This is a genomic window from Pseudomonas sp. GZD-209, from assembly GCF_049310485.1.
In the GTDB taxonomy this organism is placed as follows: domain Bacteria; phylum Pseudomonadota; class Gammaproteobacteria; order Pseudomonadales; family Pseudomonadaceae; genus Aquipseudomonas; species Aquipseudomonas sichuanensis.
Map to the genome: position 1 here is coordinate 47,353 of NZ_JBMOWQ010000107.1, position 25,620 is coordinate 72,972.

General features: G+C 63.7%; 21 protein-coding genes and 1 pseudogene. 10 read left to right on the forward strand and 12 right to left on the reverse strand.

Annotated elements, in window-relative coordinates:
- The first annotated feature begins 131 nt into the window (after positions 1-131).
- On the forward strand, positions 132-1,892 hold the full coding sequence (locus tag ACO6VM_RS13650; protein WP_401055920.1) for a cation:proton antiporter: 1,761 nt from the start codon (positions 132-134) through the stop codon (positions 1,890-1,892).
- A gap of 140 nt (positions 1,893-2,032) precedes the next feature.
- Here the strand turns inward: ACO6VM_RS13650 and ACO6VM_RS13655 are convergent, their stop codons facing one another.
- From ACO6VM_RS13655 to uvrD, 3 genes are all read right to left on the reverse strand, one after another.
- Complete coding sequence (locus tag ACO6VM_RS13655; protein WP_390969628.1) at positions 2,033-2,440, reverse strand: SMI1/KNR4 family protein; 408 nt, start codon at positions 2,438-2,440, stop codon at positions 2,033-2,035.
- A gap of 114 nt (positions 2,441-2,554) precedes the next feature.
- On the reverse strand, positions 2,555-3,406 hold the full coding sequence (locus tag ACO6VM_RS13660; RefSeq protein ID WP_401055918.1) for a Tim44 domain-containing protein: 852 nt from the start codon (positions 3,404-3,406) through the stop codon (positions 2,555-2,557).
- Between the two features lie 212 nt (positions 3,407-3,618).
- Positions 3,619-5,802: a DNA helicase II gene (uvrD, locus tag ACO6VM_RS13665; RefSeq protein ID WP_401055916.1), complete on the reverse strand. Its 2,184-nt coding sequence runs from the start codon at positions 5,800-5,802 to the stop codon at positions 3,619-3,621.
- 240 nt (positions 5,803-6,042) lie between these two features.
- Here uvrD and ACO6VM_RS13670 point away from each other — a divergent pair, with 240 nt between their 5' ends.
- Positions 6,043-8,919, forward strand: a complete 2,877-nt coding sequence (locus ACO6VM_RS13670; protein ID WP_401055914.1) for a putative bifunctional diguanylate cyclase/phosphodiesterase — start codon at positions 6,043-6,045, stop codon at positions 8,917-8,919.
- A 43-nt stretch (positions 8,920-8,962) separates the two neighbouring features.
- Here the strand turns inward: ACO6VM_RS13670 and zwf are convergent, their stop codons facing one another.
- On the reverse strand, positions 8,963-10,405 hold the full coding sequence (gene zwf, locus ACO6VM_RS13675; protein ID WP_125466104.1) for a glucose-6-phosphate dehydrogenase: 1,443 nt from the start codon (positions 10,403-10,405) through the stop codon (positions 8,963-8,965).
- Positions 10,406-10,508: 103 nt separating this feature from the next.
- Between zwf and hexR the strand changes: the two genes are divergently transcribed.
- Positions 10,509-11,375 (forward strand): transcriptional regulator HexR, encoded by an 867-nt coding sequence (gene hexR, locus ACO6VM_RS13680; protein ID WP_110995081.1) that lies wholly within the window; start codon positions 10,509-10,511, stop codon positions 11,373-11,375.
- A 281-nt stretch (positions 11,376-11,656) separates the two neighbouring features.
- The gene (locus ACO6VM_RS13685; RefSeq protein WP_125861177.1) at positions 11,657-11,875 is read left to right on the forward strand and encodes a PA3496 family putative envelope integrity protein; all 219 of its coding nucleotides are present in this window, start codon (positions 11,657-11,659) and stop codon (positions 11,873-11,875) included.
- On the opposite strand, the gene ACO6VM_RS13690 is transcribed toward ACO6VM_RS13685, so the two are convergent.
- On the reverse strand, positions 11,817-12,764 hold the full coding sequence (locus ACO6VM_RS13690; protein WP_189654583.1) for a LysR family transcriptional regulator: 948 nt from the start codon (positions 12,762-12,764) through the stop codon (positions 11,817-11,819). The two genes, ACO6VM_RS13685 and ACO6VM_RS13690, sit on opposite strands and share 59 nt — an antisense overlap.
- A 204-nt stretch (positions 12,765-12,968) precedes the next feature.
- On the opposite strand from ACO6VM_RS13690, the gene ACO6VM_RS13695 reads away from it, so the two are divergent.
- Together ACO6VM_RS13695 and oadA are read left to right on the forward strand one after the other, a co-directional pair.
- Positions 12,969-14,384, forward strand: a complete 1,416-nt coding sequence (locus tag ACO6VM_RS13695; protein ID WP_125466102.1) for an acetyl-CoA carboxylase biotin carboxylase subunit — start codon at positions 12,969-12,971, stop codon at positions 14,382-14,384.
- 11 nt (positions 14,385-14,395) lie between these two features.
- Positions 14,396-16,204, forward strand: coding sequence for a sodium-extruding oxaloacetate decarboxylase subunit alpha (gene oadA / locus ACO6VM_RS13700; RefSeq protein ID WP_110995085.1), 1,809 nt, complete (start codon positions 14,396-14,398; stop codon positions 16,202-16,204).
- A gap of 67 nt (positions 16,205-16,271) precedes the next feature.
- On the opposite strand, the gene ACO6VM_RS13705 is transcribed toward oadA, so the two are convergent.
- Positions 16,272-17,093 carry an amino acid ABC transporter permease gene (locus ACO6VM_RS13705; protein ID WP_401055911.1) on the reverse strand — a complete coding sequence of 274 codons (822 nt, stop codon included), beginning with the start codon at positions 17,091-17,093 and terminating at the stop codon, positions 16,272-16,274.
- Complete coding sequence (locus ACO6VM_RS13710) at positions 17,090-17,911, reverse strand: ABC transporter substrate-binding protein (RefSeq protein WP_258705389.1); 822 nt, start codon at positions 17,909-17,911, stop codon at positions 17,090-17,092. Before ACO6VM_RS13710 ends, ACO6VM_RS13705 begins: the two co-directional genes overlap by 4 nt.
- Positions 17,912-18,016: 105 nt before the next feature.
- On the opposite strand from ACO6VM_RS13710, the gene ACO6VM_RS13715 reads away from it, so the two are divergent.
- From ACO6VM_RS13715 to ACO6VM_RS13725, 3 genes and pseudogenes are all read left to right on the forward strand, one after another.
- Positions 18,017-18,916 carry a homocysteine S-methyltransferase family protein gene (locus tag ACO6VM_RS13715; RefSeq protein WP_401055909.1) on the forward strand — a complete coding sequence of 300 codons (900 nt, stop codon included), beginning with the start codon at positions 18,017-18,019 and terminating at the stop codon, positions 18,914-18,916.
- 237 nt (positions 18,917-19,153) lie between these two features.
- Positions 19,154-19,507 (forward strand): annotated as a pseudogene (locus ACO6VM_RS13720) (type II toxin-antitoxin system HipA family toxin); the annotation flags it as partial.
- The gene (locus ACO6VM_RS13725) at positions 19,504-19,782 is read left to right on the forward strand and encodes a helix-turn-helix transcriptional regulator (RefSeq protein ID WP_125861165.1); all 279 of its coding nucleotides are present in this window, start codon (positions 19,504-19,506) and stop codon (positions 19,780-19,782) included. The pseudogene ACO6VM_RS13720 and the gene ACO6VM_RS13725, both read left to right, overlap by 4 nt.
- Before the next feature lie 41 nt (positions 19,783-19,823).
- On the opposite strand, the gene ACO6VM_RS13730 is transcribed toward ACO6VM_RS13725, so the two are convergent.
- From ACO6VM_RS13730 to ACO6VM_RS13740, 3 genes are read right to left on the reverse strand one after another with little or no spacing between them, the layout of a single operon-like run.
- Positions 19,824-20,495 carry a GNAT family N-acetyltransferase gene (locus ACO6VM_RS13730; RefSeq protein ID WP_422403421.1) on the reverse strand — a complete coding sequence of 224 codons (672 nt, stop codon included), beginning with the start codon at positions 20,493-20,495 and terminating at the stop codon, positions 19,824-19,826.
- Between the two features lie 7 nt (positions 20,496-20,502).
- Positions 20,503-20,949 carry a GNAT family N-acetyltransferase gene (locus ACO6VM_RS13735; RefSeq protein ID WP_401055907.1) on the reverse strand — a complete coding sequence of 149 codons (447 nt, stop codon included), beginning with the start codon at positions 20,947-20,949 and terminating at the stop codon, positions 20,503-20,505.
- Positions 20,950-20,961: 12 nt separating this feature from the next.
- Complete coding sequence (locus ACO6VM_RS13740; protein ID WP_401055905.1) at positions 20,962-21,591, reverse strand: FMN-binding negative transcriptional regulator; 630 nt, start codon at positions 21,589-21,591, stop codon at positions 20,962-20,964.
- A 91-nt stretch (positions 21,592-21,682) separates the two neighbouring features.
- Between ACO6VM_RS13740 and ACO6VM_RS13745 the strand changes: the two genes are divergently transcribed.
- A complete protein-coding gene (locus ACO6VM_RS13745) occupies positions 21,683-23,212 on the forward strand; it encodes a PLP-dependent aminotransferase family protein (RefSeq protein WP_401055903.1) in 1,530 nt (509 codons plus the stop codon).
- An 85-nt stretch (positions 23,213-23,297) separates the two neighbouring features.
- Here the strand turns inward: ACO6VM_RS13745 and ACO6VM_RS13750 are convergent, their stop codons facing one another.
- Both ACO6VM_RS13750 and ACO6VM_RS13755 read right to left on the reverse strand, forming a co-directional pair.
- Positions 23,298-24,401, reverse strand: a complete 1,104-nt coding sequence (locus tag ACO6VM_RS13750; RefSeq protein ID WP_401055901.1) for a polyamine ABC transporter substrate-binding protein — start codon at positions 24,399-24,401, stop codon at positions 23,298-23,300.
- A 2-nt stretch (positions 24,402-24,403) separates the two neighbouring features.
- Positions 24,404-25,444, reverse strand: a complete 1,041-nt coding sequence (locus ACO6VM_RS13755) for a histone deacetylase family protein (protein ID WP_125861154.1) — start codon at positions 25,442-25,444, stop codon at positions 24,404-24,406.
- Positions 25,445-25,620: the final 176 nt, after the last annotated feature.

The window sequence follows — 25,620 nt, forward strand, 5'->3', positions numbered from 1 at the left end:
GTTAACCTGACGGGGCCCATGCAACGTGGGCTTTTCCATCTATTAAATCAGTATGTGCCTGCTTTCTGCGTCAGTCGTTTCCGACGGAGGAGTGGTCCGCCACGTGCATTGACACAAGGAGTACTCGCGCCATGCATGCCATCAGCTTCATCCAGGATCTGGCGGTGATCATGCTGGTCGCCGGGGTTGTGACCATCCTCTTCCATCGTCTCAAGCAGCCCGTGGTGCTGGGCTACATCGTTGCCGGCTTCATCATCGGCCCGCACACGCCTCCCTTCGGCCTGATCCACGACGAAGACACCATCAAGACCCTCGCCGAACTGGGGGTGATCTTCCTGATGTTCTGCCTGGGGCTTGAGTTCAGCCTGCGCAAGCTGTTCAAGGTCGGGGCCACGGCGTTCATCGCCGCGTTCCTCGAGATCGTGCTGATGATCTGGATCGGCTTCGAGATCGGCCGCTGGTTCGGCTGGAACACCATGGATTCGCTGTTCCTCGGGGCCATCCTGGCCATTTCCTCGACCACCATCATCGTCAAGGCGCTCAACGACCTGAAGATGAAGAACGAGCGCTTCGCACAGCTGATCTTCGGCGTGCTGATCGTCGAGGACATCCTGGGCATCGGCATCATCGCGTTGCTGTCGGGCATCGCCGTCAGTGGCACGGTCAGTTCCGGGGAAGTGTTCTCGACGGTGGGCAAGCTGTCGCTGTTCATGATCGTCGCGCTGGTCATCGGCATCCTGCTGGTGCCGCGGCTGCTGGCCTATGTGGCGAAATTCGAAAGCAACGAAATGCTGCTGATCACCGTGCTGGGGCTGTGCTTCGGTTTCTGCCTGTTGGTGGTGAAGCTCGAGTACAGCATGGTGCTGGGGGCCTTCCTGATCGGCGCGATCATGGCCGAATCGCGCCAGTTGTTGAAGATCGAGCGGCTGATCGAGCCGGTTCGCGACCTGTTCAGCGCCATTTTCTTCGTTGCCATCGGCCTGATGATCGACCCCTCGATTCTGCTCGAATACGCCTGGCCTATCGTGGTGATCACCCTGGCAGTGGTGCTGGGCAAGATGCTCTCCTGCGGCATGGGCGCATTCATCGCCGGCAATGATGGGCGCACCTCGCTACGGGTGGGCATGGGCCTTTCGCAGATCGGTGAGTTCTCGTTCATCATCGCGGCGCTGGGCATGACCCTGCAGGTCACCAGCGACTTCCTGTACCCGGTCGCGGTGGCGGTGTCGGCCATCACTACGCTGCTCACGCCCTACCTGATCCGTGCGGCCGACCCGCTGTCGATCAAGTTGGGCAAGGTAATGCCGAGCCGCCTGTCACGGGTGCTGTCGCTATATGGCGAGTGGTTGCGCAGCATCCAGCCTCAGGGCGAGGGCGCGATGCTGGCGGCGATGATCCGGCGGATCCTGTTGCAGGTCGGGGTCAACCTGGCGTTGGTGATCGCGATCTTCTTCAGTGGCGGCTATTTCGCCGGGCGCATCGGCGAATGGCTCAGCGAGTGGGTGGCGGATGTCAGCCAGCAGAAGGCACTGATCTGGGGTGCGGCGCTGCTGCTGTCGCTGCCGTTCCTGATTGCGGCGTACCGCAAGCTCAAGGCGCTGTCGATGTTGCTGGCGGAGATGGGGGTCAAGCCGGAGATGGCCGGGCGTCACACGCAACGTGTGCGCAGGGTGGTCGCCGAAGTGATCCCGCTGCTGTCGTTGCTGGTGATTTTCCTGCTGCTGTCGGCATTGTCGGCAAGCATTCTGCCAACCAGCGAGCTGCTGTTGATCATTGCGGTGGTGGCGGCTGGGGTGGTGGCGCTGCTGTGGCGCTGGTTCATCCGCGTTCATACGCGGATGCAGATCGCCTTGCTGGAGACGCTGGAGAACAATCGCGATCATTCGCACTGAGCGAGGGAATGCTCTCTGCGCGAGATTTCATCGTCGTCCGAGGGGATGGAGCGGTAGCGATGTCGCCAGGCGCAGAAAGCCTGGCGATTTTACGGGTATTCAATGGCTATGAGCCATTACTTTATGCGGGTATTTCTCATTCAGCTTTCCAGCCAGACATCCCGTGCCCAGTGCCACACCGATTCCCAGCTGTCTTCACCAATGGCTTCTTCTTCCGCTTCCCAGAGCACAACGGTGCCGTCTTCTTCGACGCAGTAGTAGTTTTCACCGTCCTGGCACAGTGGGATCAGGTCACGCGGTACACCGGCGTCCCAGGCATTGGAGGCAACGTCCGGCAGGTAAGTGTGGGACTGCGGGTCGGTGACGGTCACAGGTTCCAGCGAGCCGTACACGACATCGCTGACGGTCAGCAGGAACTCCTTGAACACGAACGGAATGTTGATGAACAGCTGTTCCTCGATTTCGACCAGTTGGTCTTCGTCGGGCAGCTCCAGCGGCACCGGTACCGGCTCGTTGGCTTCACGCAGTTGTTCGATCACTTCTTCCACGGTTCACATCCTCTGACCTTTATGACAACGCTGCGCGTTATACCCTAGTAGCCGACTCCGGCAAAAGCAAAAACCCCGGGACAGGCCCGGGGTTTTTTGTGCAACGTGCGCGGGTTAACCGTTTTGGCGGATACCGGCGAGCATCCAAGGCTGGTTTTCGCCCTGGGCGCGTTCCATGTGCCAGCTCTCGTTGAAAGCCTCGCCCTGGTCGAAGCGCGAGGTCTTCGACACGCCACGGAAGGTCAGAGTGGCGATGGTCTTGTCGGCGCGGTCCTCGACGCCTTCCAGCTGTACATCGAGGTCGTCGATGTAGGTGGACTGGAAGCCTTCACCCTGTTCGGCGCGCTCACGCTTGAGGAAGTCGAGCATTTGCGGGGTGACGAACTCGGCGATCTTGTCCATCTCGTTGGCGTCCCAGTGCTGCTGCAGCGACTGGAAGTGCGAACGGGCGGCGGCCAGGAAGCTGGCTTCGTTGAACCAGGCCGGGGCGTTGATGGCCGGTGCGGCGGCGACTGGCGCGGCGGAACCACCGAAGATCGACTGCGGGGCGGCCTGCGGCTGGGCTTCGCGCTGGTACGGGGCGTGGCCGGCAGCAGCGTGTTGCGGCTGTTGCTGGCGACGGCGCGCGGCGATGAAGCGGAACACCAGGAAGGCGATTAGGCCCATGATCAGGAAGTCCATGATCTGCATGCCCTGGAAACCGTCACCCATGAACATGGAAGCCAGCAGGCCACCGGCGGCGAGGCCGGCCAGAGGGCCCAGCCAGCGCGAAGCGCCGCTGGCGGCGGCCGGTGCACGGCCTGGAGCGGTCGGTGCGGCGGCAGGTGTGGTCGGTGCGGCCTGGCGAGTCTGGTGCATGGGCGCTGCGCCCGAGCTCTTGCCGCCACCGAAGCGCTTGGCGTTGGCGTCGAGGCTCAGCGTCAGGCCGACGCAGAGCGCCAGAGCGATGCTAAGAAAACGTTGCATAAGTTGGGGGTTCCCATTTTGTGGATTGCACGCGCGTCATGGTGCACATGAAGCTGTGGACATGGCTAGCGACAAGATGTTTCGAGCTTTTGCCTGACAGATATCGAGTTTTGCTGTTCCAGGCCTGGTAGATCATCGCGGGGCACGCCCGCTCCCACGCTGTACAACGTGGGAGCGGCGGTGCGCCGATGCGACTTGCCCCGCGATCTGGCTCAGATAGCCTCGAGCTTCGCATACCCCAGCATCAACCACTTGCTGCCTTCGGCGAAGTTCACCTGCACCCGTGCCTGGGCGCCGGAGCCCTCGAAGTTGAGGATCACGCCCTCACCGAACACCGCGTGCTGCACGCGCTGGCCGAGGTTGAAGGCGGTCTCGGGGATGCTGGCGTTGGCGAACAGGTTGCTGACCGGGGCCTTGGCGCCGCCGAACGGGCGGCTGACCGAATTCGACAGGCGTACTTCCTGAACCAGACCGGCCGGAATCTCGCGTACGAAACGCGACACCTTGTTGTAGGTTTCGCTGCCGTACAGGCGACGGGTCTCGGCGTAGGTCATGATCAGCTGGCGCATGGCCCGGGTGATGCCCACGTAGGCCAGGCGGCGCTCCTCTTCCAGACGGCCAGGCTCTTCCAGGCTCATCTTGTGCGGGAACAGCCCTTCTTCCATGCCTACCAGGAACACGTAGGGGAATTCCAGGCCCTTGGCACTGTGCAGGGTCATCAGCTGGACGCTGTCCTCGTGCTCGTCGGCCTGGGTGTCGCCGGCCTCCAGCGAAGCGTGGCCGAGGAACGCCGACAACGGTGTCAGGTCGGCGTCTTCGTCGCTGGTCTCGAAGTTGCGTGCGGCGCTGACCAGTTCCTCAAGGTTTTCTACCCGTGCCTGGCCCTTTTCGCCTTTTTCTTCCTGGTGATAGATGATCAACCCGGACTGCTCGATGACCGTCTGGGTCATCAGGTGCAGCGGCATGTCCAGCACCTTGGCGGCAAGCTGCTCGATCAGCTCGATGAACGCGCCCAGGGCGCTGGCGGCGCGGCCCTTCAGCGCTTTGCCGGCGAGCAGTTGGCACATCGCTTCCCACATCGACACCTGGCTGTGGCGGGCATGGTCGCGGATGGCCTCGACGGTTTTTTCACCGATGCCGCGCGGCGGCACGTTGATCACCCGTTCCAGGGCGGCGTCGTTGCCGCGGCCCTCGAGCAGGCGCAGGTAGGCCATGGCGTTCTTGATCTCGGCGCGTTCGAAGAAGCGCTGGCCGCCGTAGATGCGATAAGGAATACGCTCGCGCAGCAGGGCCTCTTCCAGCACCCGCGACTGGGCGTTGGAGCGGTACAGGATGGCGATTTCGTTGCGCGCATTGCCCTGCTTGATCAGGCCTTCGATGGTCTCGACCACGTAACGCGCTTCGTCGTGCTCGTTGTACGCGGCGTAGAGGGTGATCGGCTCGCCCTCGCCCATGTCGGTCCACAGCTCCTTGCCCAGGCGCCCGCTGTTGTTGGCGATCAGGGCGTTGGCGGCCTTGAGGATGCCACCGGTGGAGCGGTAGTTCTGCTCCAGGCGGATCATCTCGGCGTCAGGGAAGTCGCTGGTGTACTGGTGGATGTTCTCGATTTTCGCGCCGCGCCAGCCGTAGATCGACTGGTCGTCGTCGCCCACCGCCATCAGGCTGTCGCCACCGGCGCCGAGCAGGCGCAACCAGGCATACTGCACGGCGTTGGTATCCTGGAACTCGTCCACCAGGATGTGCCGGAAGCGGCGCTGGTAGTGCTCGAGCAGGCCGGGCTGGTCACGCCACAGGTCGAGGGCGCGCAGCAGCAGCTCGGCGAAGTCGATGACCCCGGCGCGCTCGCAGGCTTGTTCGTAGGCGCTATAGATGTCGCGCATGGTGGTCAGGTACAGGTCGCCGCCCGCCTGGATGTGGCGCGGGCGCAAGCCCTCGTCCTTCTGGCCGTTGATGAACCACTGGACCTGGCGCGCCGGCCACTTCTGCTCGTCGAAGCCGAGCTCGCGGATCACCCGCTTGATCAGGCGCTGCTGGTCGTCGCTGTCGAGAATCTGGAAGTTCTGCACCAGCCCCGCTTCCTGCCAGTGCGCCCGCAACAGGCGGTGGGCCAGGCCGTGGAACGTGCCGACCCACATGCCGGCCGGGTTGATGCCCAGCAGTTGCTCGATCCGCTGGCGCATTTCCGCCGCCGCCTTGTTGGTGAAGGTCACCGACAGGATCGAATGTGGGGAGGCCCCTACAACCTGGATCAGCCAGGCGATACGGTGCACCAGCACCCGGGTCTTGCCCGAGCCGGCACCGGCCAGGACCAATTGCCGCCCGACCTGGGCCGCTACGGCCTGGCGTTGAGCGTCGTTGAGGGAGTTCAGCAGGAGGGAGAGGTCATCATTGCGCATCCGGCCATTCTAGGGCCGGGCAGGGGGCAGGGGCAAACGCCGCCGACGCAAATCACCAGGCGGGCGATTTACCGTTCATCGGCATGGCTCGCCAGCCTGCGTGGTTGAGCGGTCGCATTTGGACGGGCGGGACAATTTCAAAATCATGACCTGGAGCAGTTTGGTCCGACGCGGCGCTTGTGTATTCTCCCTGCACATTTGTGGTCTGCCATAACAAAAACACAACAAGAAACCAGCCCTATGACCCAGGATTGCATGGCGATCGGAGCATCGCCAGAGACGACACGGAGCGTTCGCAGGCAATTCGCCACTCAGCTGTCTATCGAGCGCACCCGCCTGCTGTACCAGGGCTCCCTGTTGCCCACGCTGTTCATGCTGCTGACCGGTACGCTCTGCGCCTGGCTGTTGTGGAGCCCTGCGCGCTATCTGCTGGTGAGCGTATGGCTGGCCTGGCTGCTGGCGCTGGTCGCCCTGCGGGTGATCCAGGTGGCGGCGTTCGAGGCGGCGACCCCCTCGCGGCAGGCCAGGCCAAACTGGCGACGCATGTTCCTCGCCGGCTCCGCCTTCAGCGGGCTGACACTGGCCAGTGCGGCGATTGCCCTGGTGCCTGTGGATAACTTCGAGCAACAGGCCTGGGTGTTCGGCCTGCTGGGCACTGCGGTGTTGTCGGCCAGCGTTGCTTATGCCGTCAGCCTGCCGGCATTTCTGAGTTTCGCCTTGCCCTGCCTGTTGCCGCCGACCCTTTTCCTGTTCGCTTATGACGCCGGCCACCAGCGTGGCTGGGGTTGGCTGGGGCTGATCCTGCTGGGCGCCCTGATGGTGGTGGCCTGGCAGGTCAATCGGCTGATCGAGCGCGGCCTGCTGCGGCGCTTCCAGAACCAGGCATTGATCGAGCACCTGCAAAGCACCCAGCGCCACGCCGAGGACCTCAACCACCAGCTCAGCGCCGAAGTTCGCCAACGCCGCCAGGCCGAGGACGAGTTGCGCCTGGCCCATGACGGCCTCGAACAGCGCGTGGCCCAGCGCAGCCATGAGCTGGACCTGGCCAACCAGGCGCTGAGCAAGAGCGAGCAACGCCTGGCCCTGGCGCTGCAGGCCAGCGAGCTGGGCCTTTGGGACTGGAACCTGGAAAGCGACGAGGTTCATCACACCCAGTTGCACGCCCTGTTCGGCCTCGATGGCGACCAGGTCCGCTCGGTCCGCGCCGACCTCAAGCCCCGGCTGCACCCCGATGACCTGCCGCTGCTGCGGCGCACCTTGGTCGAGCATCTCAAAGGGCGCACCGAGGACTACCGGGTCGAGTACCGGGTACGCCATGTGCAGGGCCACTGGTGCTGGATCGAGGACCGCGGCCGGGCGGTAGAGCGCGATGTCGACGGCAAGGTCGTGCGCATGCTCGGCACCCGTCGTGACATCTCGGCGCACAAGGAGCAGGAAGAACAGCAACGCCTGGCTGCCACGGTTTTCGAGGCCGCCAGCGAAGGCATCGCGATCCTCGACGCAAGCTTCCAGTTGCTGGCGGTCAACCAGGCGTTCTGCGACGTTACCGGCTACGGCCGTGCCGAGCTGATCGCTCGCAACGCCCTGGAGCTGCCCTGCAGCCGTGATGCGCGGCGGCACAGCCAGGCCATCGATCAGGCGTTGGAGCAACAGGGGCGCTGGCAGGGCGAACTGGTCGAGGCGCGCAAGAACGGCGAGCTCTACCCGCAGTGGTTGCAGCTCAACAGCGTGCGTGATGCGCGCGGCCGCATCGCCAACATCGTCGGCTTCTACACCGATCTATCGGCCCGCCGCGAGTCAGAGGAGCGCCTGCGCTACCTGGCGCACTACGACGATCTGACCGGGCTTGCCAACCGGGCGTTGTTCCGCCTGCGTCTGCACGAGGCCACCCAGCGCATCCGTCTGAACGGGCGCAGCCTGGCCTTGCTGCACGTCGACCTGGATCGCTTCAAGCTGCTCAACGAGAGCCTCGGCCATGAGTTGGCCGACCAGTTGCTCAAGAAGACGGCCCAGCGGATCGCCAACGCGGTACCGGAGGCCGATACCGTGGCGCGGCTGTCGGGTGACGAGTTCGCCATCCTGTTCGACGGCTACACCAACCTTTCCAGCCTGGTGCGGGTCACCACGCGCCTGCTCGACAAGCTGCGGGTGCCGCAGCGCTTGGGTGGGCATGAAGTAGTGATCAGCGCGTCGGTGGGTATCAGCGTGCTGTCGGATGCCACCTTCGACCTCAATGCGCTGGTCAGCCAGGCCGACATGGCCAAGCAGCACGCCAAGCACCTGGGCGGCGACAATTTCCAGTTCTACACCGAGAGCCTGCGCGCCAGCACCCTGGAGCGCCTGCAACTGGAGAACCAGCTGCGCAAGGCCATCGACGAAGGCCAACTGCTGGTCTACTACCAGCCCAAGTTGTGCCTGCGCACCGGCCAGTTGCATGCTGCCGAGGCGCTGGTGCGTTGGCAGCACCCGGAGTGGGGCATGGTGCCGCCGGGCGAATTCATCGGTTTGGCCGAAGAGACCGGGCTGATCGCGCCGATGGGCGAGTTCGTGTTGCGCCAGGCCTGCTGGCAGGCCTGTGAGTGGTTGAGCCAGGGGCTGGAAGTGCGGGTCTCGGTCAACCTGTCGGTGTACCAGCTGCGCCAGGGCAAGCTGGTCAGCCTGGTGCGCCAGGTGCTGCAGGAGTCGGGGCTGGCGCCACACCTGCTGGAGTTGGAACTCACCGAAAGCCAGTTGCTGGACAGCGTCGAGCACATCATCGCCACTTTCGAGCAGCTCCATGAACTGGGGGTCAAACTGGCGATCGACGACTTCGGCACCGGCTATTCGTCGCTCAGCTACCTGAAACGCTTCCCGGTGGACTACGTGAAGATCGACCAGGCATTCATCCGTGGCCTGCACGACGGCAACCAGGATGCGGCGATCACCCGGGCGATCATCGCCATGGCCAAGAGCCTGCAACTGCAAGTGGTGGCCGAGGGTGTGGAAACCCGCGAGCAGCTGCAGTTCCTGCGCGAGCAGGGTTGCGACGAGGTGCAGGGCTACCTGATCAGCCGGCCGGTGGACGCGGCCTCGTTCCAGGCATTGCTTGAGCGTCCGACCGCCGACCTGTTGCGCTAGCCTGGGAGCGGCGCTGCCGTTGTCCAGGCGATTGCAGCGCCGTTTACAGGTGCCAGGCCTGGCCATGGCGCGCGAGCAGGCTGTTGGCCTGCTCCGGCCCGTTGCTGCCCGCGGGGTAAGGGCGTGGCGCCTGGAAGTGTTCTTCCCAGCCCTGCAGGATCGGGTCGATCCAGGCCCAGGCGGCCTCCACCTCGTCACGGCGCATGAACAGCGTGGAGTCACCTTCCATTACATCCAGCAGCAAGCGCTCGTAGGCGTCCCAGCGGCGGGTCTGGGCGAACGCCTGGGCGAGGTTGAGGTCGAGCTCGACGGGCGCCAGGCGCATGCCTTTGCCGGGGCTCTTGGTCATCATGCGCAGGCTGATGTGCTCGTCCGGCTGTAGCTGGATCAGCAACTGGTTGACCTGGCCGCCGCTGAACAGCTCGTGGGGCACCGGCTTGAACTGGATGACGATCTGCGACGAACGCCGTGCCATGCGTTTGCCGGTGCGCAGGTAGAACGGCACCCCAGCCCAGCGCCAGTTGTCGACGTGCGCCTGGACGGCGACGAAGGTCTCGGTGTCGCTGTCGTTGTCGACATCTTTCTCGAAGTAGTAGGCGGGTACTTCCTGGCCGCCGATCTTGCCGGCGCCATACTGGCCGCGCACCGTCTTGTCCTGCACGTCCTGGCCAGTGATCGGTTTGAGGGCACGCAGGATCTTCACCTTCTCGTCCCGCACGGCTTCGGCGTCGAACTGCGCCGGCGGCTCCATGGCCACCAGGCACAGCAGCTGCAGCAGGTGGTTCTGCAGCATGTCGCGGGTGGCGCCAGCGCGGTCGTAGTAGGCGCCGCGGCTCTCCACGCCGAGGGTTTCGCAGACGCTGATTTGCACATGGTCCACCTGGCTGTTGCGCCACACCGGCTCCAGCAGGGCATTGGCGAAGCGCAGGGCCATGAGGTTCTGCACCGTTTCCTTGCCCAGGTAGTGGTCGATGCGGAACACCTGGGACTCGTCGAACACTTCGCCGATCGCTTCGTTGATCGCGGTGGCCGACTCCAGCGAATGGCCGATGGGCTTTTCCAGCACGATGCGCGCCTCGTTGTCGGCCAGGCCGGCGATGCGCAGGTGGTTGGCGATGGGCACGAACAGCTGGGGCGCGGTGGCCAGGTAGTAGATGCGTGTCAGCCCGCCGGGCTCGCCCAGGTAGCGCGCCAGGCGGCCGAAGTCGGCGCTTTGCGCGGCGTCCATGGGGAAGTAGTCCAGGCGCGCCGAGAAGCGCTGCCAGACCTCCTCGTCGAAGTCCTGGCGGGCGATCTGTGCGCGGCAGTGGCGTTCGGCGAGCTTGACGTAGTCGTTGCGCGGCAACGGGCGGCGGGCCAGGGAGATGATCCGCACGGCATTGTGCAGGCGGGCCTCGCGATACAGGTGGTAGAGCGCCGGAAGCAGCTTGTGCAGGGCCAGATCGCCAGTGCCGCCGAAGACCAGGATGTCGCAAGGTATAGTCAAACCACCACTCTCCACGTTCGTTTAACTGGGCGGGTTGGCGAGCATGTAGTATAACTACAAGAAAGCTACATCCCGGCCAGCCGATCATAACCGAGTCCAGACCGTGAATCTGTTGCAACATATCGCCCAATCGCGCCACCTGTTGCGCAAATCGGAACTCAAAGTGGCCGACCACGTGCTGCTCGATCCGGCTGCCGTCATGCACAGTTCGATGGCCGACCTGGCGCACAACGTGGGGATCAGCGAGCCGACCATCGTGCGATTCTGCCGGGCGATCGGTTGTTCGGGCTTCCAGGACCTCAAGCTCAAGCTGGCGCAGAGCCTGGCCGCCGGGGCCAGTTTCGGCCAGTTCGCCATCCATGAAGACGACTCGGTTGCCGACTACAGCCTGAAGATCTTCGACACCACCTTGCACACCCTGATGGAAGTGCGTGAGCACCTCGACCCGCAGGCCCTGCAGCAAGCGGTGAGTGCCATGGCCCAGGCGCAGCGCGTGGAGTTCTATGGTTTTGGCGCGTCCGGCGCGGTGGCCGCCGACGCCCAGCACAAGTTCTTCCGTCTGCTGCTCACTGCTGCGGCCTATTCCGACCCGCACATGCAGGCGATGTCGGCGGTTACCTTGAAGCCGGGTGACGTGGCAGTGTGCATCTCGCAGTCGGGGCGCTCCAAGGACCTGCTGATCACCGCCAACCTGGTGCGCGAGAGCGGTGCCAACCTGATCACCCTGTGCCCTAGCCAGACACCGTTGGCCGAGCTGTCGACGGTCAACCTGGCGATCGACGTACACGAAGACACCGAAATCTACACCCCGCTGACGTCGCGCATTGCTCACCTGGTAGTGATCGACGTGCTGGCCATGGGCGTGGCCATGGCCCGTGGCCCGAGTCTGGTCAACCACCTCAAGAGCGTGAAGCGCAGCTTGCGCAGCCTGCGTTTGTCGCCCAAGTCGATCAAGGCTACAGACGACTGACCGGCACGGGTCTCATCGCCAACTTCTGAAGCGACACCGGCAATGTGGGAGCGGCTTCAGCCGCGAACACCGGCGAAGCCGGTGCCATGCACCCTGTCGCTTGCTTCGCGGCTAAAGCCGCTCCCACAGGATATGCGCCCAGGCCTGTGGGAGCGGTCAAAGCCTGCGATATGGTCGGTAAAGACAGCGAAGATTCACGAATCTGTCACCCTTCCACCGCCAAACGGTAAACCTGCGGCGCCAGTCTGAAACTCCCCCCCATCCTATCTGGGAGACAGGCAATGGCACGTGAACACGACGGTTCGTACCAACCCAACGCCAAGGCTCGCAAGCAGCAGGAAAAGGACCAGCGCCGCATGGAGTTCCGCCGCGCGATCGAAAGCTACTGCGACCGCCGCGAACTGCTGCGCTCGCTGGCCGACTACCCCGAGCTGCAGGACATCACGGTGTGGCAGGTATCGGCGGCAACTTCCCCGAAAAACGCTCAACAAGCGCGCTGATCTGCGCACGTTCGCTGCGGATGAATGCCTGGAACGCCAAGGCCACCGGTGACTGGCGCTTGGCTTTGGCCTGCACGATGCACCAGCTGCGGTACAGCGGCAGCTCCTCCACCGGCAGCTCCTTGAGCAGGCCGGTGGCCAGTTCCAGGTTGACCGCATGGCGGGTCAGCAGGGCTATGCCGAGGCCCGCCACCACGCATTCGCGCTGCGAATCGGTGGAGGCGACCTCCAGGGTCTGGGTGAAGTGCACGCGCTTGTCCTTGAAGAACTCCTCGCAGGCCTTGCGCGTGCCCGAGCCTTGCTCGCGGACCAGCAGGGTATGAGGTTCAAGGTCCTGCAGGCGCAGGCTCTCGAGCTTGCACAGCGGGTGGTCCGGCGGCGCCACGGCGACGATCGGGTTGTTGAGGAAGGGCAGGAACTCCAGCCCCATGTCCTGGGGCACCATGGACATGATGATCAGGTCGTCGCGGTTATCCGACAGGCGCCTGATCGCCTGGGCCCGGTTGACCACCGTCAAGGTCAGGTTGACCTCCGGGTGGCGCTGCTTGAAGGCGGCGAACAGGTGTGGCACGAAGTACTTGGCGCTGGATTCGATCGCCAGTTTCAGCTGACCCTGCAGTGAGCCCTGCATGTCCGACAGCTGCATGTCGAGGTTCTCCAGGCGCCCGAAGATGTCCCGGCTGGCGCGTTGCAACGCTTCGGCGGCCTCGGTCAGGTAGAGCTTCTTGCCGACGTACTCGAACAGCGGCTGGCCCACCAGTTCTTCGAGCTGACGTATCTGTAGACTTACGGCGGGTTGCGTCAGCGCCATTTCCTCGGCCGCCCGGCTGTAGGAGCGTAAATCACACACCTCATTGAAGATCTGCAGCTGACGCAATGTCATACGCATCAATGACTTACGCATCTTTTCACCTGTTTTGGCAAAACCTTGTTACCGAACTATAAGCTTTTGCTAATACTGGCCCTAACAAATATTGATTTTTGTTTATCGACCTACAACGCTAGGGTGATTGTGCGACTGGCCAGCGACGTCTGGTCACGCGCCGACCGGTGAAACCGGATCGTCTGTTCCTACGGCTTTGGGAAGACTCCAGTGATAAAAAAAATCCTGATCGCCAACCGGGGTGAAATCGCAGTTCGAATCGTGCGCGCCTGCGCCGAGATGGGCATTCGCTCTGTGGCGATCTACTCCGACGCCGACCGTCACGCCTTGCACGTCAAGCGCGCCGATGAGGCCTACAGCATTGGTGCCGAGCCCCTGGCCGGTTATCTGAACCCGCGCAAGCTGGTCAACCTGGCTGTGGAAACCGGCTGTGATGCCCTGCACCCGGGCTACGGTTTCCTGTCGGAAAACGCCGAACTGGCGGAGATCTGCGCCGAGCGCGGGGTCAAGTTCATCGGCCCGGCCGCTGACGTGATTCGCCGCATGGGCGACAAGACAGAAGCGCGCCGCACCATGATCCAGGCCGGTGTGCCGGTGACTCCAGGCACTGAAGGCAACGTTGCCGACATCCACGAAGCCCTGCAGGAAGGCGACCGCATCGGTTATCCGGTGATGCTCAAGGCCACTTCCGGCGGTGGCGGGCGCGGCATTCGCCGCTGCAACAGCCGTGAAGAGCTGGAACAGAACTTCCCCCGCGTCATTTCCGAAGCCACCAAGGCCTTCGGCTCGGCAGAAGTGTTCCTGGAAAAATGCATCGTCAACCCCAAGCATATCGAGGCGCAGATCCTCGGTGACAGCTTCGGCAACGTGGTGCACCTGTTCGAGCGCGACTGCTCGATCCAGCGCCGCAACCAGAAGCTCATCGAAATCGCCCCCAGCCCGCAGCTCACCCCTGAGCAGCGCGCCTACATCGGCGACCTGGCCGTGCGTGCGGCCAAGGCGGTGAACTACGAGAACGCCGGTACCGTGGAGTTCCTGCTCGCCGAGGGCGAGGTGTACTTCATGGAAATGAACACCCGGGTGCAGGTGGAACACACCATCACCGAGGAAATCACCGGCATCGACATCGTCCGCGAGCAGATCCGCATCGCCTCGGGCCTGCCGCTGTCGATCAAGCAGGAAGACATCCAGCACCGCGGCTTCGCCCTGCAGTTCCGCATCAACGCCGAAGACCCGAAGAACAACTTCCTGCCCAGCTTCGGCAAGATCACCCGTTACTACGCCCCCGGCGGCCCGGGCGTGCGCACCGACACGGCGATCTACACCGGCTACACCATTCCACCGTTCTACGACTCCATGTGCCTGAAACTGGTGGTCTGGGCGCTGAGCTGGGAAGAAGCCATGGACCGCGGCCTGCGGGCCCTGGACGACATGCGCGTGCAGGGGGTGAAGACCACCGCCGCGTATTACCAGGAAATCCTGCGCAACCCGGAATTCCGTAGCGGCCAGTTCAACACCAGCTTCGTCGAAAGCCACCCCGAACTGACCAACTACTCGATCAAGCGCAAACCCGAAGAGCTGGCCCTGGCCATCGCCGCCGCCATCGCCGCCCACGCAGGCCTGTGAGGAACCGAATAATGTCCAAGAAAATCTTTGTTACCGACACGATCCTGCGCGACGCCCACCAGTCCCTGCTGGCCACCCGCATGCGTACCGAAGACATGCTGCCGATCTGCGACAAGCTCGACAAAGTCGGCTACTGGTCGCTGGAAGTCTGGGGCGGCGCCACCTTCGATGCCTGCGTGCGCTTCTTGAAAGAAGACCCGTGGGAGCGCCTGCGCAAGCTGCGCAGCGCACTGCCCAACACCCGCCTGCAGATGCTCCTGCGCGGCCAGAACCTGCTGGGCTACCGCCATTACAGCGACGACGTGGTCAAAGCCTTCGTTGCCAAGGCTGCGGTCAACGGTATCGACGTGTTCCGCATCTTCGACGCCATGAACGACGTGCGTAACCTGCGCGTGGCCATCGAGGCCGTCAAGGCCGCCGGCAAGCACGCCCAGGGCACCATCGCCTACACCACCAGCCCCGTGCACACCATCGATGCCTTCGTGAAGCAGGCCCAGCAGATGGAAGCCATGGGTTGCGACTCGGTGGCGATCAAGGACATGGCCGGCCTGCTGACCCCGTTCGCCACCGGCGAGCTGGTCAAGGCGCTCAAGGCCGAGCAGTCGCTGCCGGTGTTCATTCACTCCCACGACACCGCCGGCCTGGCCGCGATGTGCCAGCTCAAGGCCGTTGAAAACGGTGTCGACCACATCGATACCGCCATTTCCAGCTTCGCCTGGGGCACCAGCCACCCCGGCACCGAATCGATGGTCGCCGCGCTCAAGGGCAGCGAGTTCGACACCGGCCTGGACCTGGAGCTGCTGCAGGAAATCGGCCTGTACTTCTATGCCGTGCGCAAGAAGTACCACCAGTTCGAGAGCGAGTTCACCGCCGTGGATACCCGCGTGCAGGTCAACCAGGTCCCGGGCGGGATGATTTCCAACCTGGCCAACCAGCTCAAGGAGCAAGGTGCGCTCAACCGCATGGGCGAAGTGCTGGCAGAGATCCCACGGGTGCGCGAAGACCTCGGCTTCCCGCCGCTGGTCACCCCGACCTCGCAGATCGTTGGCACCCAGGCGTTCTTCAACGTGCTGGCCGGCGAGCGCTACAAGACCATCACCAACGAAGTGAAGCTGTACCTGCAGGGCGGCTACGGCAAAGCCCCAGGCGTGGTCAACGAGCAACTGCGCCGCCAGGCCATCGGCAGCGAAGAAGTGATCGACGTGCGCCCGGCCGACCTGCTCAAGCCGGAAATGGCCAAGCTGCGCAGTGACATCGGCGCCCTGGCGCGCAGTGAAGAAGACGTGCTGACCTTCGCCATGTTCCCGGATATCGGGCGCAAGTTCCTCGAAGAGCGCGAAGCCGGCACCCTCACCCCCGAAGCCCTGCTGCCGATTCCGGAAGCCGGCGCGGTGGGTTCTGTGGGCGGTGAGGGCGTGCCGACCGAGTTCGTCATCGACGTGCACGGCGAAACCTACCGCGTCGACATCACCGGCGTGGGCGTCAAGGCCGAAGGCAAGCGTCACTTCTACCTGTCCATCGACGGCATGCCGGAAGAGGTGGTGTTCGAGCCACTCAACGAGTTCGTCGGCGGTGGCAGCAGCAAGCGCAAGCAGGCCAGCGCCCCTGGCCACGTCAGCACCACCATGCCGGGCAACATCGTCGATGTGCTGGTCAAGGAAGGTGACGTGGTCAAGGCCGGTCAAGCGGTGCTGATCACCGAAGCCATGAAGATGGAGACCGAAGTGCAGGCGGCGATCGCCGGCAAGGTCGTGGCCATCCATGTGGCCAAGGGCGACCGGGTCACCCCGGGCGAGATCCTGATCGAGATCGAAGGCTGAGATAAGCCTTCATCTACAAGCGGTTAACCTCTGGGGAGCGAATGCTCCCCTTTTTTTCGCCTGCCGTTCAGCGTTGGTAACCCTTGCCGAAATGCCGCTCCAGCCGGGCCTGCACCAGCTCCAGCAAGATCGACAGAACCCAGTAGATGACCGCCGCGGTGGTCAGCATCTCCAGGTAGCGATAGCTGGAGCGGCCGTAGGACTGGGCCAGGAACATCACTTCCCAGACACCCATCACCGAAATCAGCGACGAGTCCTTGAGCATCGAGATGAACTGGTTGGCGCTCGGCGGGATGATGGTGCGCATGGCCTGGGGCAGGGTGATGTGCCAGAAGATCGCTGCCGGGCGCATGCCCAGGGCCAGGGCCGCCTGGCGCTGGCCGACGGCGACGCCGATGATGCCGGCGCGGAAGATCTCGCTCAGGTAGGCGCCGTAGTTCAGCGACAGGGCGATGATCCCGGCGGCGATGGCGCCCGGCACCAGGCCCAGCTGTGGCAGGCCCAGGTAGATCAGCAGAATCTGGATCAACAGCGGTGTGCCGCGAAAGAACGAGGTGTAGAAACTCGCCACGCCAAACAGCACCGCACTGCTGGACAGCCTTGCCAAGGCGGCGGCAAAGCCCAGCAGCACCGAGGTGAACATCGAGCAGATGCACAGGAACAGGGTCAGCGCGGCGCCTTGCAAAAAGCCGTTGGGGCCAAGTCGGAAGCCTGCAAGGTTGGGGAACTTCTCCACGATGATCGAAAATTTCAGATCAAAGTTTAAGAAAAAGCCCACGAACAGCAGCAACAATACCAGCCACGTCAGGTACAGCCGGCTGCGAAAGCCCAGCAGGCGCGTGCCCGTCGTTGTGGCGACGGGTTTGGGAGCAGGTTGATGTGCACTCATTTACTGATGTCGGCGCCGATCCACTTCTGTGAAAGCTTCGCCAGCGTACCCTCGGCTTTCAGCTCGGCGAACACCTGGCGCACCTTGGCATCCCATTCCGGGTCGCCTTTCTCGATGGCCACCGAGTTGGGCTCTTCATACAACGGCGCCCCGGCCAGCTTGAAACGCTTGTCCTGGTCCAGGCGGGGTTGCGCGGTCACCAGGTTGGTCAGGATTGCATCCAGGCGCACACCGGCGCCCAGGCCGAGGTCCTGGAAGGCAACGTTGTCGGTGTCGTACGGGGCGGCCTGGACGAAGTCGAAGGGGTAGTCGATCTTGCGGTCTTCGGCGCCTTCGATCACCAGGTTCTTGTTCAGGTAGCTCTCGTAGCTGGAGGCACTGGTCAGGCCGACCTTGCGGCCGTCCAGGTCCTTGGCCGAGTGGATGCGCTCGTCCTTGGCGTTGACCACGATCACCGCCGGCGAGGCGTAGTACTCCACCGGGAAGTCGAACACTTCGGCGCGCGCCTTGCTCGGCGTCATCGAGCAGATGCAGATGTCGTAGCGGCCGCTCCAACGGCCCGCAGCGATCACGTCCCAGGAGGGTGTTTCCAGGCGCAGCTTCACGCCCAGTTTTTCGGCGACTGCCTTGGCCACGTCCACATCGAAGCCGTCGAGCTGATTCTGCTCGTTGAGGAAAGAGAACGGCGGGTAGCTCTCCATCAGCACATTGACCAGTTCCTTGCGAGTTTCCACGCGTTCCAGCGTGGCGCCTGCGAAGGCTTGAGTAGCAGCGCTCAGGGCAAGGAGACCGGCGCCCAGCAAGGTTGGTAAACGCATGGAGATACCTGAAAAAGTGCTTGAATTAAGGATGTTTGATATTTAATAGTTATAAGCATGTACTAACTAGTGAATTTTATTCATATCAATATAAGTGAATGGCATATGGGCGAACGGTCGTTGGTTATTCTGGATGGCGGCATGGGGCGGGAATTGCAGCGCCGGGGTGCGCCGTTTCGTCAGCCGGAGTGGTCGGCGCTGGCGCTGAGCGAGGCGCCGGAGGCCGTAGTGGCCGTCCATGCCGCCTACATCGCGGCGGGTGCCGAAGTGATCACCAGCAACAGCTATGCGGTAGTGCCCTTTCATATCGGCGAAGCGCGCTTTGCCAAAGAGGGCTACGCCCTGGCACAAACCGCAGGGCAATTGGCACGGGCGGCTGCCGATGCTGCCGGGGGCAGGGTGCGGGTCGCCGGTTCCTTGCCGCCGCTGTTCGGTTCCTATCGCCCGGACCTGTTCCAGCCGCAACAGGTCGCCGCAGTGCTGACGCCGTTGCTTGAAGGCCTGGCCGAGCATGTCGACCTGTGGCTGGCGGAAACCCAGAGTTCGATCGCGGAAGTGCGTGCCATCCACGCGCAGCTGCCGCGCGATGGCAAGCCGTTCTGGGTGTCGTTCACCCTGCGCGATGAAGATGTCGATGACGTGCCACGGCTGCGCTCGGGCGAACCGGTCGCGCAAGCCGCCGAAGCCGTTGCCGCACTGGGTGCGCAGGTGTTGCTGTTCAACTGCAGCCAGCCCGAAGTGATCGGTGATGCCATCGATGCCGCCAAGGAAGCCTTCGAGCGCCTGGGTGCTGATATCGCCATCGGTGCCTACGCCAACGCCTTCCCGCCCCAGCCCAAGGATGCAACGGCCAATGATGGCCTGGACGAGCTGCGTGAAGACCTGGACCCACCGGGCTACCTGAGTTGGGCACAGAACTGGCGCAAGCGCGGTGCCAGCTTGGTCGGCGGTTGCTGCGGGATCGGCCCGGAGCACATTGCCGAGCTCAAGGCGAAGCTGGTTTGACGAGGTAGACGTGGCCTGCCGCTAAGGGCGGGCCAATGGGACAAGTATCCCCATGCGTTTTAAACTGCACTTTACTGCAGATTTTTGTTATCGCTCGACCGATAAGTGCATTTAAATGCAGATTAGAACGATGTTGTCGTCTGAATCTGCACTATATTGCAGGCATGTCCAAGTCTCGATTCAAAAAGTGCAGTAAATTGCAGGTGTTCAATGAACAGACTGACGCTCCAGCTATTCACCAACAACCATGGGCGCAACACGGCCATCATCCGCACGCGTGATGCGGTGCGCCTGGCGCCTATCTATGACTTGGCACCGATGGTGATGGACCAGGAAGGGATCACCCGGACGACCAAATGGCCGACACCCATCGAGCGTGCTGGCGAAATCGACTGGCGGGCGGCCTGTGATGCCTTGGCGCCCCTGATGGATCCGGAGCAGGCCTTCCAGCGCCTGCGCCAGGATGCCGGCAACCTGCTGGCATTGCCGGACATCCTGTCCGATATGGGGCTCTCTGATGCGGTAATGAACCATCCGGCCATTGCCCTCGGCTCACTGCAACGGCGGCTGACCGCCTGGGGGCTGGCATGACAGTTTCCATCGATGTGCGCGGCTTGTTGATCGATGCTGTGCGCGAAGGTATCGCCGACGGCAGCCTGGAACTCGGCGCGGCAGTGCGCCGCTTGCGTGTCGAGGTGGCCAAGATGCAGCAGGCGCAGTTTGCGAAGATGTGCAAGATTTCGGTTCGCACGCTGATTCAGATCGAGCAGGGGGAAGGCAACCCCACGCTCAAGTCGCTGAATGCAGTGTTCAAGCCGTTCGGGTTGAAGATGGGCGTGGTCAGTCGTAACCGGCAGATCGGTTGACTGCATCGCGGGGCTCCGATGCGACTTGCCCCGCGACTGCTTCAGCCCAGGCGACATGCCTCCAGCGTCAGCACCTGCCCCTGAGGCTGCTGGTTTTCCTCACTCAACCAACGCTCGAACCCCGCCGCCACGGCCGGCCACTCGGCATCGGTGATCGAGTACCAGGCCGTATCCCGATTGCGGTCCTTGACCACCATGTGGTTACGGAACACCCCTTCAAACACGAAACCGAACCGCTCCGCCGCACGTTTGGAGCGAGCATTGGCGTTGTTGCACTTCCACTCCAGCCGGCGGTTGCCCAGCTCGAAGCCCAGCTTGCTCAGCAGGTAGACCGCCTCGGTGCCTTTGGGCGTGCGCTGCATGGCGGCGCCGAAGGCGATATGGCCGATCTCGAAGCGGCCCTGTTCCGGCACGATCGACATGTAGCTGAGGATGCCCTGCACCTGGCCACTGGCGCGGTCGATCACGCTGTAGAACAGCGGGTCGCGGCTGGCGGCGTTGCCGTCGAGCCAACGGTCGAAGCTGGCGCGTTCGACAAACGGGCCATAGGGCAGGTAGTCCCACAGCACCGGGTCCGAGCCTGGCCCTTGCAGCACGTCCCAGAGGTCGGCGCCATAGCGCGCCGGATCGAGCTTCTCCAGGCGGATGAAACGGCCCTCGAGGGGGTCGGCCTTGGGCGTACCGGCGGGTTTCCAGTTCAATGCGTCGGTCATGGGCGGCCTACAGTACTTTGCGAAATTGGATGAAGCCGGGGCGCTCGGCAACCTGCTCGTACAGGCTGATGGCGGTGGCGTTGGTTTCGTGGGTCAGCCAGTGCACCTTGGCGCAGCCGTCGGCCTTGGCCGTGGCGTAGACATGCTCGATCAGCTGCCGGCCGATGCCCAGGCCGCGCACTGCGCTGTCCACGTAGAGGTCCTGCAGGTAGCAGGAAAGCTCGATGCTCCAGTTGGAACGATGGTAGATGAAGTTGACCATCCCCACCGCCTTGCCATCGACCCAGGCCAGCGCCGAATGGGTCGGCTCGTGCCCGTCCAGCAGGCGTTGCCAGGTGCTGGCGCTGACCGCCTCGGGCAGTTCGGTTTCATAGAAGCGCAGGTAGGCCTGCCACAGGGGCAGCCAGGCGGCGTGGTCGTTAGCGCCCACCGGGCGCAGGGTGATGCTGGTCATGGGCCTTTTCCTTCAGAGGTCGCGCATGTGCGCGGCGAGTTGGTTATCCACAGGGTCGGCGCTGGCGGCCAGGCCTTCGCGGACCCCGGCGATGTCTTGTGCCGAGCGGTTCTGGCTGAGTTTGCGTGCGCCCTGCAAACGGCTGATGGGCAGGCGGATGCCAACGATGGCCCGGAGCATGCTGTCGAGGTAGTCCGCAGGGGCATCGGCCACGCGCCACGGCGCTGCGCGGCCTTGCTCATGGCGGTCGGTCAGGCGGCTGACGATGTCGAGCAAGGAGGCGGGCTCGTGGATAACCGTCGCCGGGCCCCAGGCATGCACCGCCGTGTAGTTCCAGGTGGGCACCACCTTGGGATTGTCGGCCTTGCTCGGGTAGAACCCGGGGCTCACATAGGCGTCGGCGCCGGGGAATACCAGCAGCGCTTCAGCGCCTTGCGCGAGGTCGTGCCATTGCGGGTTGGCCCGGGCGAGGTGGCCATAGACCGTACCGAACTCGCCCTCGTCGGTGGCGACCAGCACCGGCAGGTGGCTGGCCAGCAGCCCCTGTTCGCCGTGGCTGACCAGTGTGGCCAGGCGGGTTTGCAGCATGTGCTGGTGCAGGCGGCCGAGGTCGTGTTCCTGGTGCGGTTTGCTGTTGTACATGCCGGGGGATCCTTGTGCTGTGGCTTCATCCTAGGCAGGCTATTGGCTCTGTGTAAGAGCCATTCATGACTGTTTTTATAGGTCCAATGCCATGAGCGAACGTACCCACGCGTTGCCTTTCGACCCGGCCGGCCTCGCCCTCGACCGTGGCCGCCGCGGGCTCAGCCAGCAGCTCTATCAAGCACTGCGTGCCCGCGTGCTGGATGGGCGCCTGGAAGGCGGCACACGGCTGCCGGCTACCCGCGACCTGGCGGCGATGCTGGCGTTGTCGCGCAACAGCGTGGTGCGCGCCTATGACCAGTTGTATGCCGAAGGCTTCATCGAAAGCCGGGTAGGCGATGGCACCTACGTGAGCCGGTTGGGAAAACTATCCACACAACTGTCCACAGGGTTATCCCGGGGTTTATCAACAGGTTTATCCACATTTCAGGTATCTGACACTGAGGATTTATCCAGTTTCACTGCGTGTAGCGAGCCATTGCAGCGTCTGAAAAATCACCACCTGCCGCCTCCCAGAAGCGGCTCGCCGAAGGCTTTCAGGGTCGGTTTGCCCGCCTTCGACCTGTTCCCTTTCGAGGTTTGGGCCAAGCTGCAAGCGGGTTTCTGGCGAAATCCCGACCCAGCGCTGCTCGGTTATGGCGACCCCGCGGGAGAAGTGCAATTGCGTGAGCTGATCGCCACCTATCTACGTCGCTCGCGGGGGCTTTCCTGCACCGCTGAACAAATTGTGATCACCAGTGGCGCACAGCAGGCGATCAGCCTTTGTGCACAGCTGCTGTTACAGCCCGGTGACGGGTTGGCTGTGGAAAACCCAGGCTATCGCGCCGCCGGGCACGCCTTCGCCCTGACGGGGGCAAGGGTCAGCGGCGTACCGGTGGATGAAGAGGGCATGGACTGCGCGCGCCTGGCCGAGCTGCCGGGCTGTCGGCTGGCCTATGTGACCCCAGCCCACCAGTACCCGACCGGCGTCACCATGAGCCTGGCCCGGCGCTTGTCGTTGCTGGCCTGGGCTGAGCGCCAGGGCGGGTGGATCGTCGAGGACGACTACGACGGCGAGTACCGCTACAGCGGCGCGCCCCTTGCACCGCTGGCTGCGCTGGATCGGCAGGGCCGGGTGTTGTACGTCGGCACCTTCGGCAAGATCGCTTTCCCGGCGCTGCGGATGGGCTACCTGGTGCTGCCCAAACCTCTGGTGCAGGTATTCAGCCAGGCCAAGGCGCTGGCGGTGCGCCATTCGGAAGTGGGTAGCCAGTGCGTCATGGCGCAGTTCATGGCCCAGGGGCATTTCCAGCGGCATATCCGCCGCATGCGCCGGGCGGCGTTGGCGCGCAGGAATGTGTTGAAGGCTGGCTGGCCGGTGGATGTGCCGGGGCTGGGGGCAATGCCGGAAGTGGCGGCGGGGCTGCATGTGAAAGTGGCTGTGGATAACTTTGCGCGGGAACAGGAATTGGTTGCCCGGGCCGAGGCGGTAGGGGTGGAGGTCAATCCGCTGAGTGGCTATTGGCTGGAAGACAGCGAGGTGCCTGTGGATAAGCGTGCGGGGCTGGTGCTGGGGTTTGCGGCAGTGCCGGAGGCGCAGATTGCGGATGCATTGATGCGGCTGCGCAAGGCCTGGAAGTAGCTATCGCGGGGCAAGTCGGGGCGCCGAACCGCCGCTCCCACGGCCGTACACAGGCGGCGTGGGAGCGGGCTTGCCCCGCGATGGTTCAGGTTCCCGACTTGATCTTTGTCCAGGCCCTGGTCCGCGCCCGCTCGGCATCACGCGGCAGCGGCTTGAGGGTATACAGCTTGGCCATCGCCTCGGCCGTCGGATACAGGTTGGGGTTGTTGCGGATCGCCGGGCTGACCTTGTCGGTCGCATCCTTGTTCGGGTTCGGGTAGCCGACGAAATCACTGATCGGTGCAATCACCTCAGGCCGCAGCAGGTAGTTGATGAAAGTGTGGGCATCTTCCGGGTTGGCCGCGTTCTTCGGGATCGCCAGCATGTCGAACCAGATCGGTGCGCCTTCCTTCGGCAGGCGCATGTCCACCACCACGCCGTTCTTGGCTTCGCGCGCACGGTTGGCCGCCTGGGAGAAGCTGCCGGAATAGCCCACCGCCACGCAGATGTCGCCATTGGCGATGTCGGCCATGTACTTGGAGGAGTGGAAATAGGTCACGTGCGGGCGGATCTTCAGCAGCAGGTCCTGGGCCTTCTGGTAGTCCGCTGGCTTGCCGCTGTTGGGGTCCAGGCCCAGGTACGACAGCGCCAACGGCAAAATCTCCGACGGCGAGTCGAGCAGCGCCACGCCGCACTGCTTGAGCTTGGCGATGTTCTCTTCCTTGAAGATCAGGTCCCAGCTGTCCACCGGCGCGTCGTCACCGAGTGCCGCCTTGACCTTGGCCGGATTGAAACCGATCAGCACGGTGCCGTACATGTAAGGCACGGCGAATTTGTTGCCCGGGTCGTTGGCTTCGATCAGCTTCATCAGCGCCGGGTCCAGGTGCTGCCAGTTGGGCAGCTTGCTGCGGTCCAGGGGTTGGAACACCCCGGCCTCGATCTGCTTGGCAAGGAACACGTTGGACGGCACCACCACGTCATAGCCGGAGTTGCCGGTCAGCAGCTTGGCTTCCAGCGCCTCGTTGGTGTCGAAGATGTCGTAGATCAGCTTGACCCCGCTGTCCTTCTGGAAGTCGACGAGGGTTTGCGGGGTGATGTAGTCGAACCAGTTATACACCCGCAGGGTGCCCGGTGCGGCGTTGGCCTGCAGGGCGCCGGTGCACAGGCTGGCGGCGATGAGTGGGGCGAGCAGACGCTTGAGTCGGACCATGTTCAGGCTCCTGGCTGGGCGCGCTGGAAGCCTTCCAGCACATTGACCGCGTTGATGCCGATTTCCTCCACAGCGTAGCCACCTTCCATCACGAACAGGGTCGGCTTGCCGAGTTGGCCGATGCGTTTGCCCATTTCCAGGTAGTCCGGGCTGTCCAGCTTGAACTGCGAGATCGGGTCGTCCTTGAAGGTGTCCACGCCAAGGGAGATCACCAGCACGTCGGCGTCGTACTCGGCGATGCGTTGGCAGGCCGCTTCCAGCGCGGCGCTCCAGGCCGCCCAGTCGCTGCCGGCGGGCAGTGGGTAATTGATGTTGCAGCCAACGCCTGCACCTTCGCCGGTCTCGTCGGCATAGCCGAGGAAGAACGGGAACTCGTCCTGCGGGTCGCCGTGGATCGAGGCGAAGAACACGTCGTTGCGCTGGTAGAAGATGTCCTGGGTGCCGTTGCCGTGGTGGTAGTCGACATCGAGGATGGCCACTTTGCGCCGGCCCTGGTCGAGGAAGGCCTGGGCGGCGATGGCGGCGTTGTTCAGGTAGCAATAGCCTCCCATCACTTCGGCGGCGGCGTGGTGCCCTGGTGGGCGGCACAGGGCGAAGGCCGAGTGGGCGCCTTGCTGGATCGCCGCCTGGGCGGTGAGCGCGACTTGCGCGGCGCTGTAGGCGGCCTGCCAGGTACCGGCGGTGATCGGCGCGCCGGCGTCGAAACTGTAGTAACCGAGCTCGCCATGCAGGCCGGTGGGTTTGACCTGGCGCAGGGTGCGTGCCGGCCAGGTGAAGGGCAGCAGGTCGCCGTCGTGGCCGAGCGCGGCCCAGCGTGCCCAGGCGCCTTCGAAGAAGTTCAGGTAGTCGGCGCTGTGGATGCGCTGCAGCGGGGCGCGGCCGAAATCGGTCGGGCCCTGGACGTCGCCAAGGTTGCGCTTTTTCACCTGCTCCAGCACATGGTCGGCGCGCGAGGGCATCTCGAAGCAGGGCATCAGCTTGCCGTCGATCAGCTCGCAGCGGCCGTGGTGCAGGCGGTGGTCATCGGAATAGATCGTCAGCATTTGTTGTTCTCCGGGTAATCACTGGCGTGGGCCCATTCTGGTGGGCGGCCGGCAGACCGGGGGACGTTGCAAACGGCCAAAAGGGGATCAATGTGGCCAAGTCATCCTGGCAGACCCTATCGCGGGGCAAGCCCGCTCCCACGCCGACCTCATTCAATGCGTGGGAGCGGGCTTGC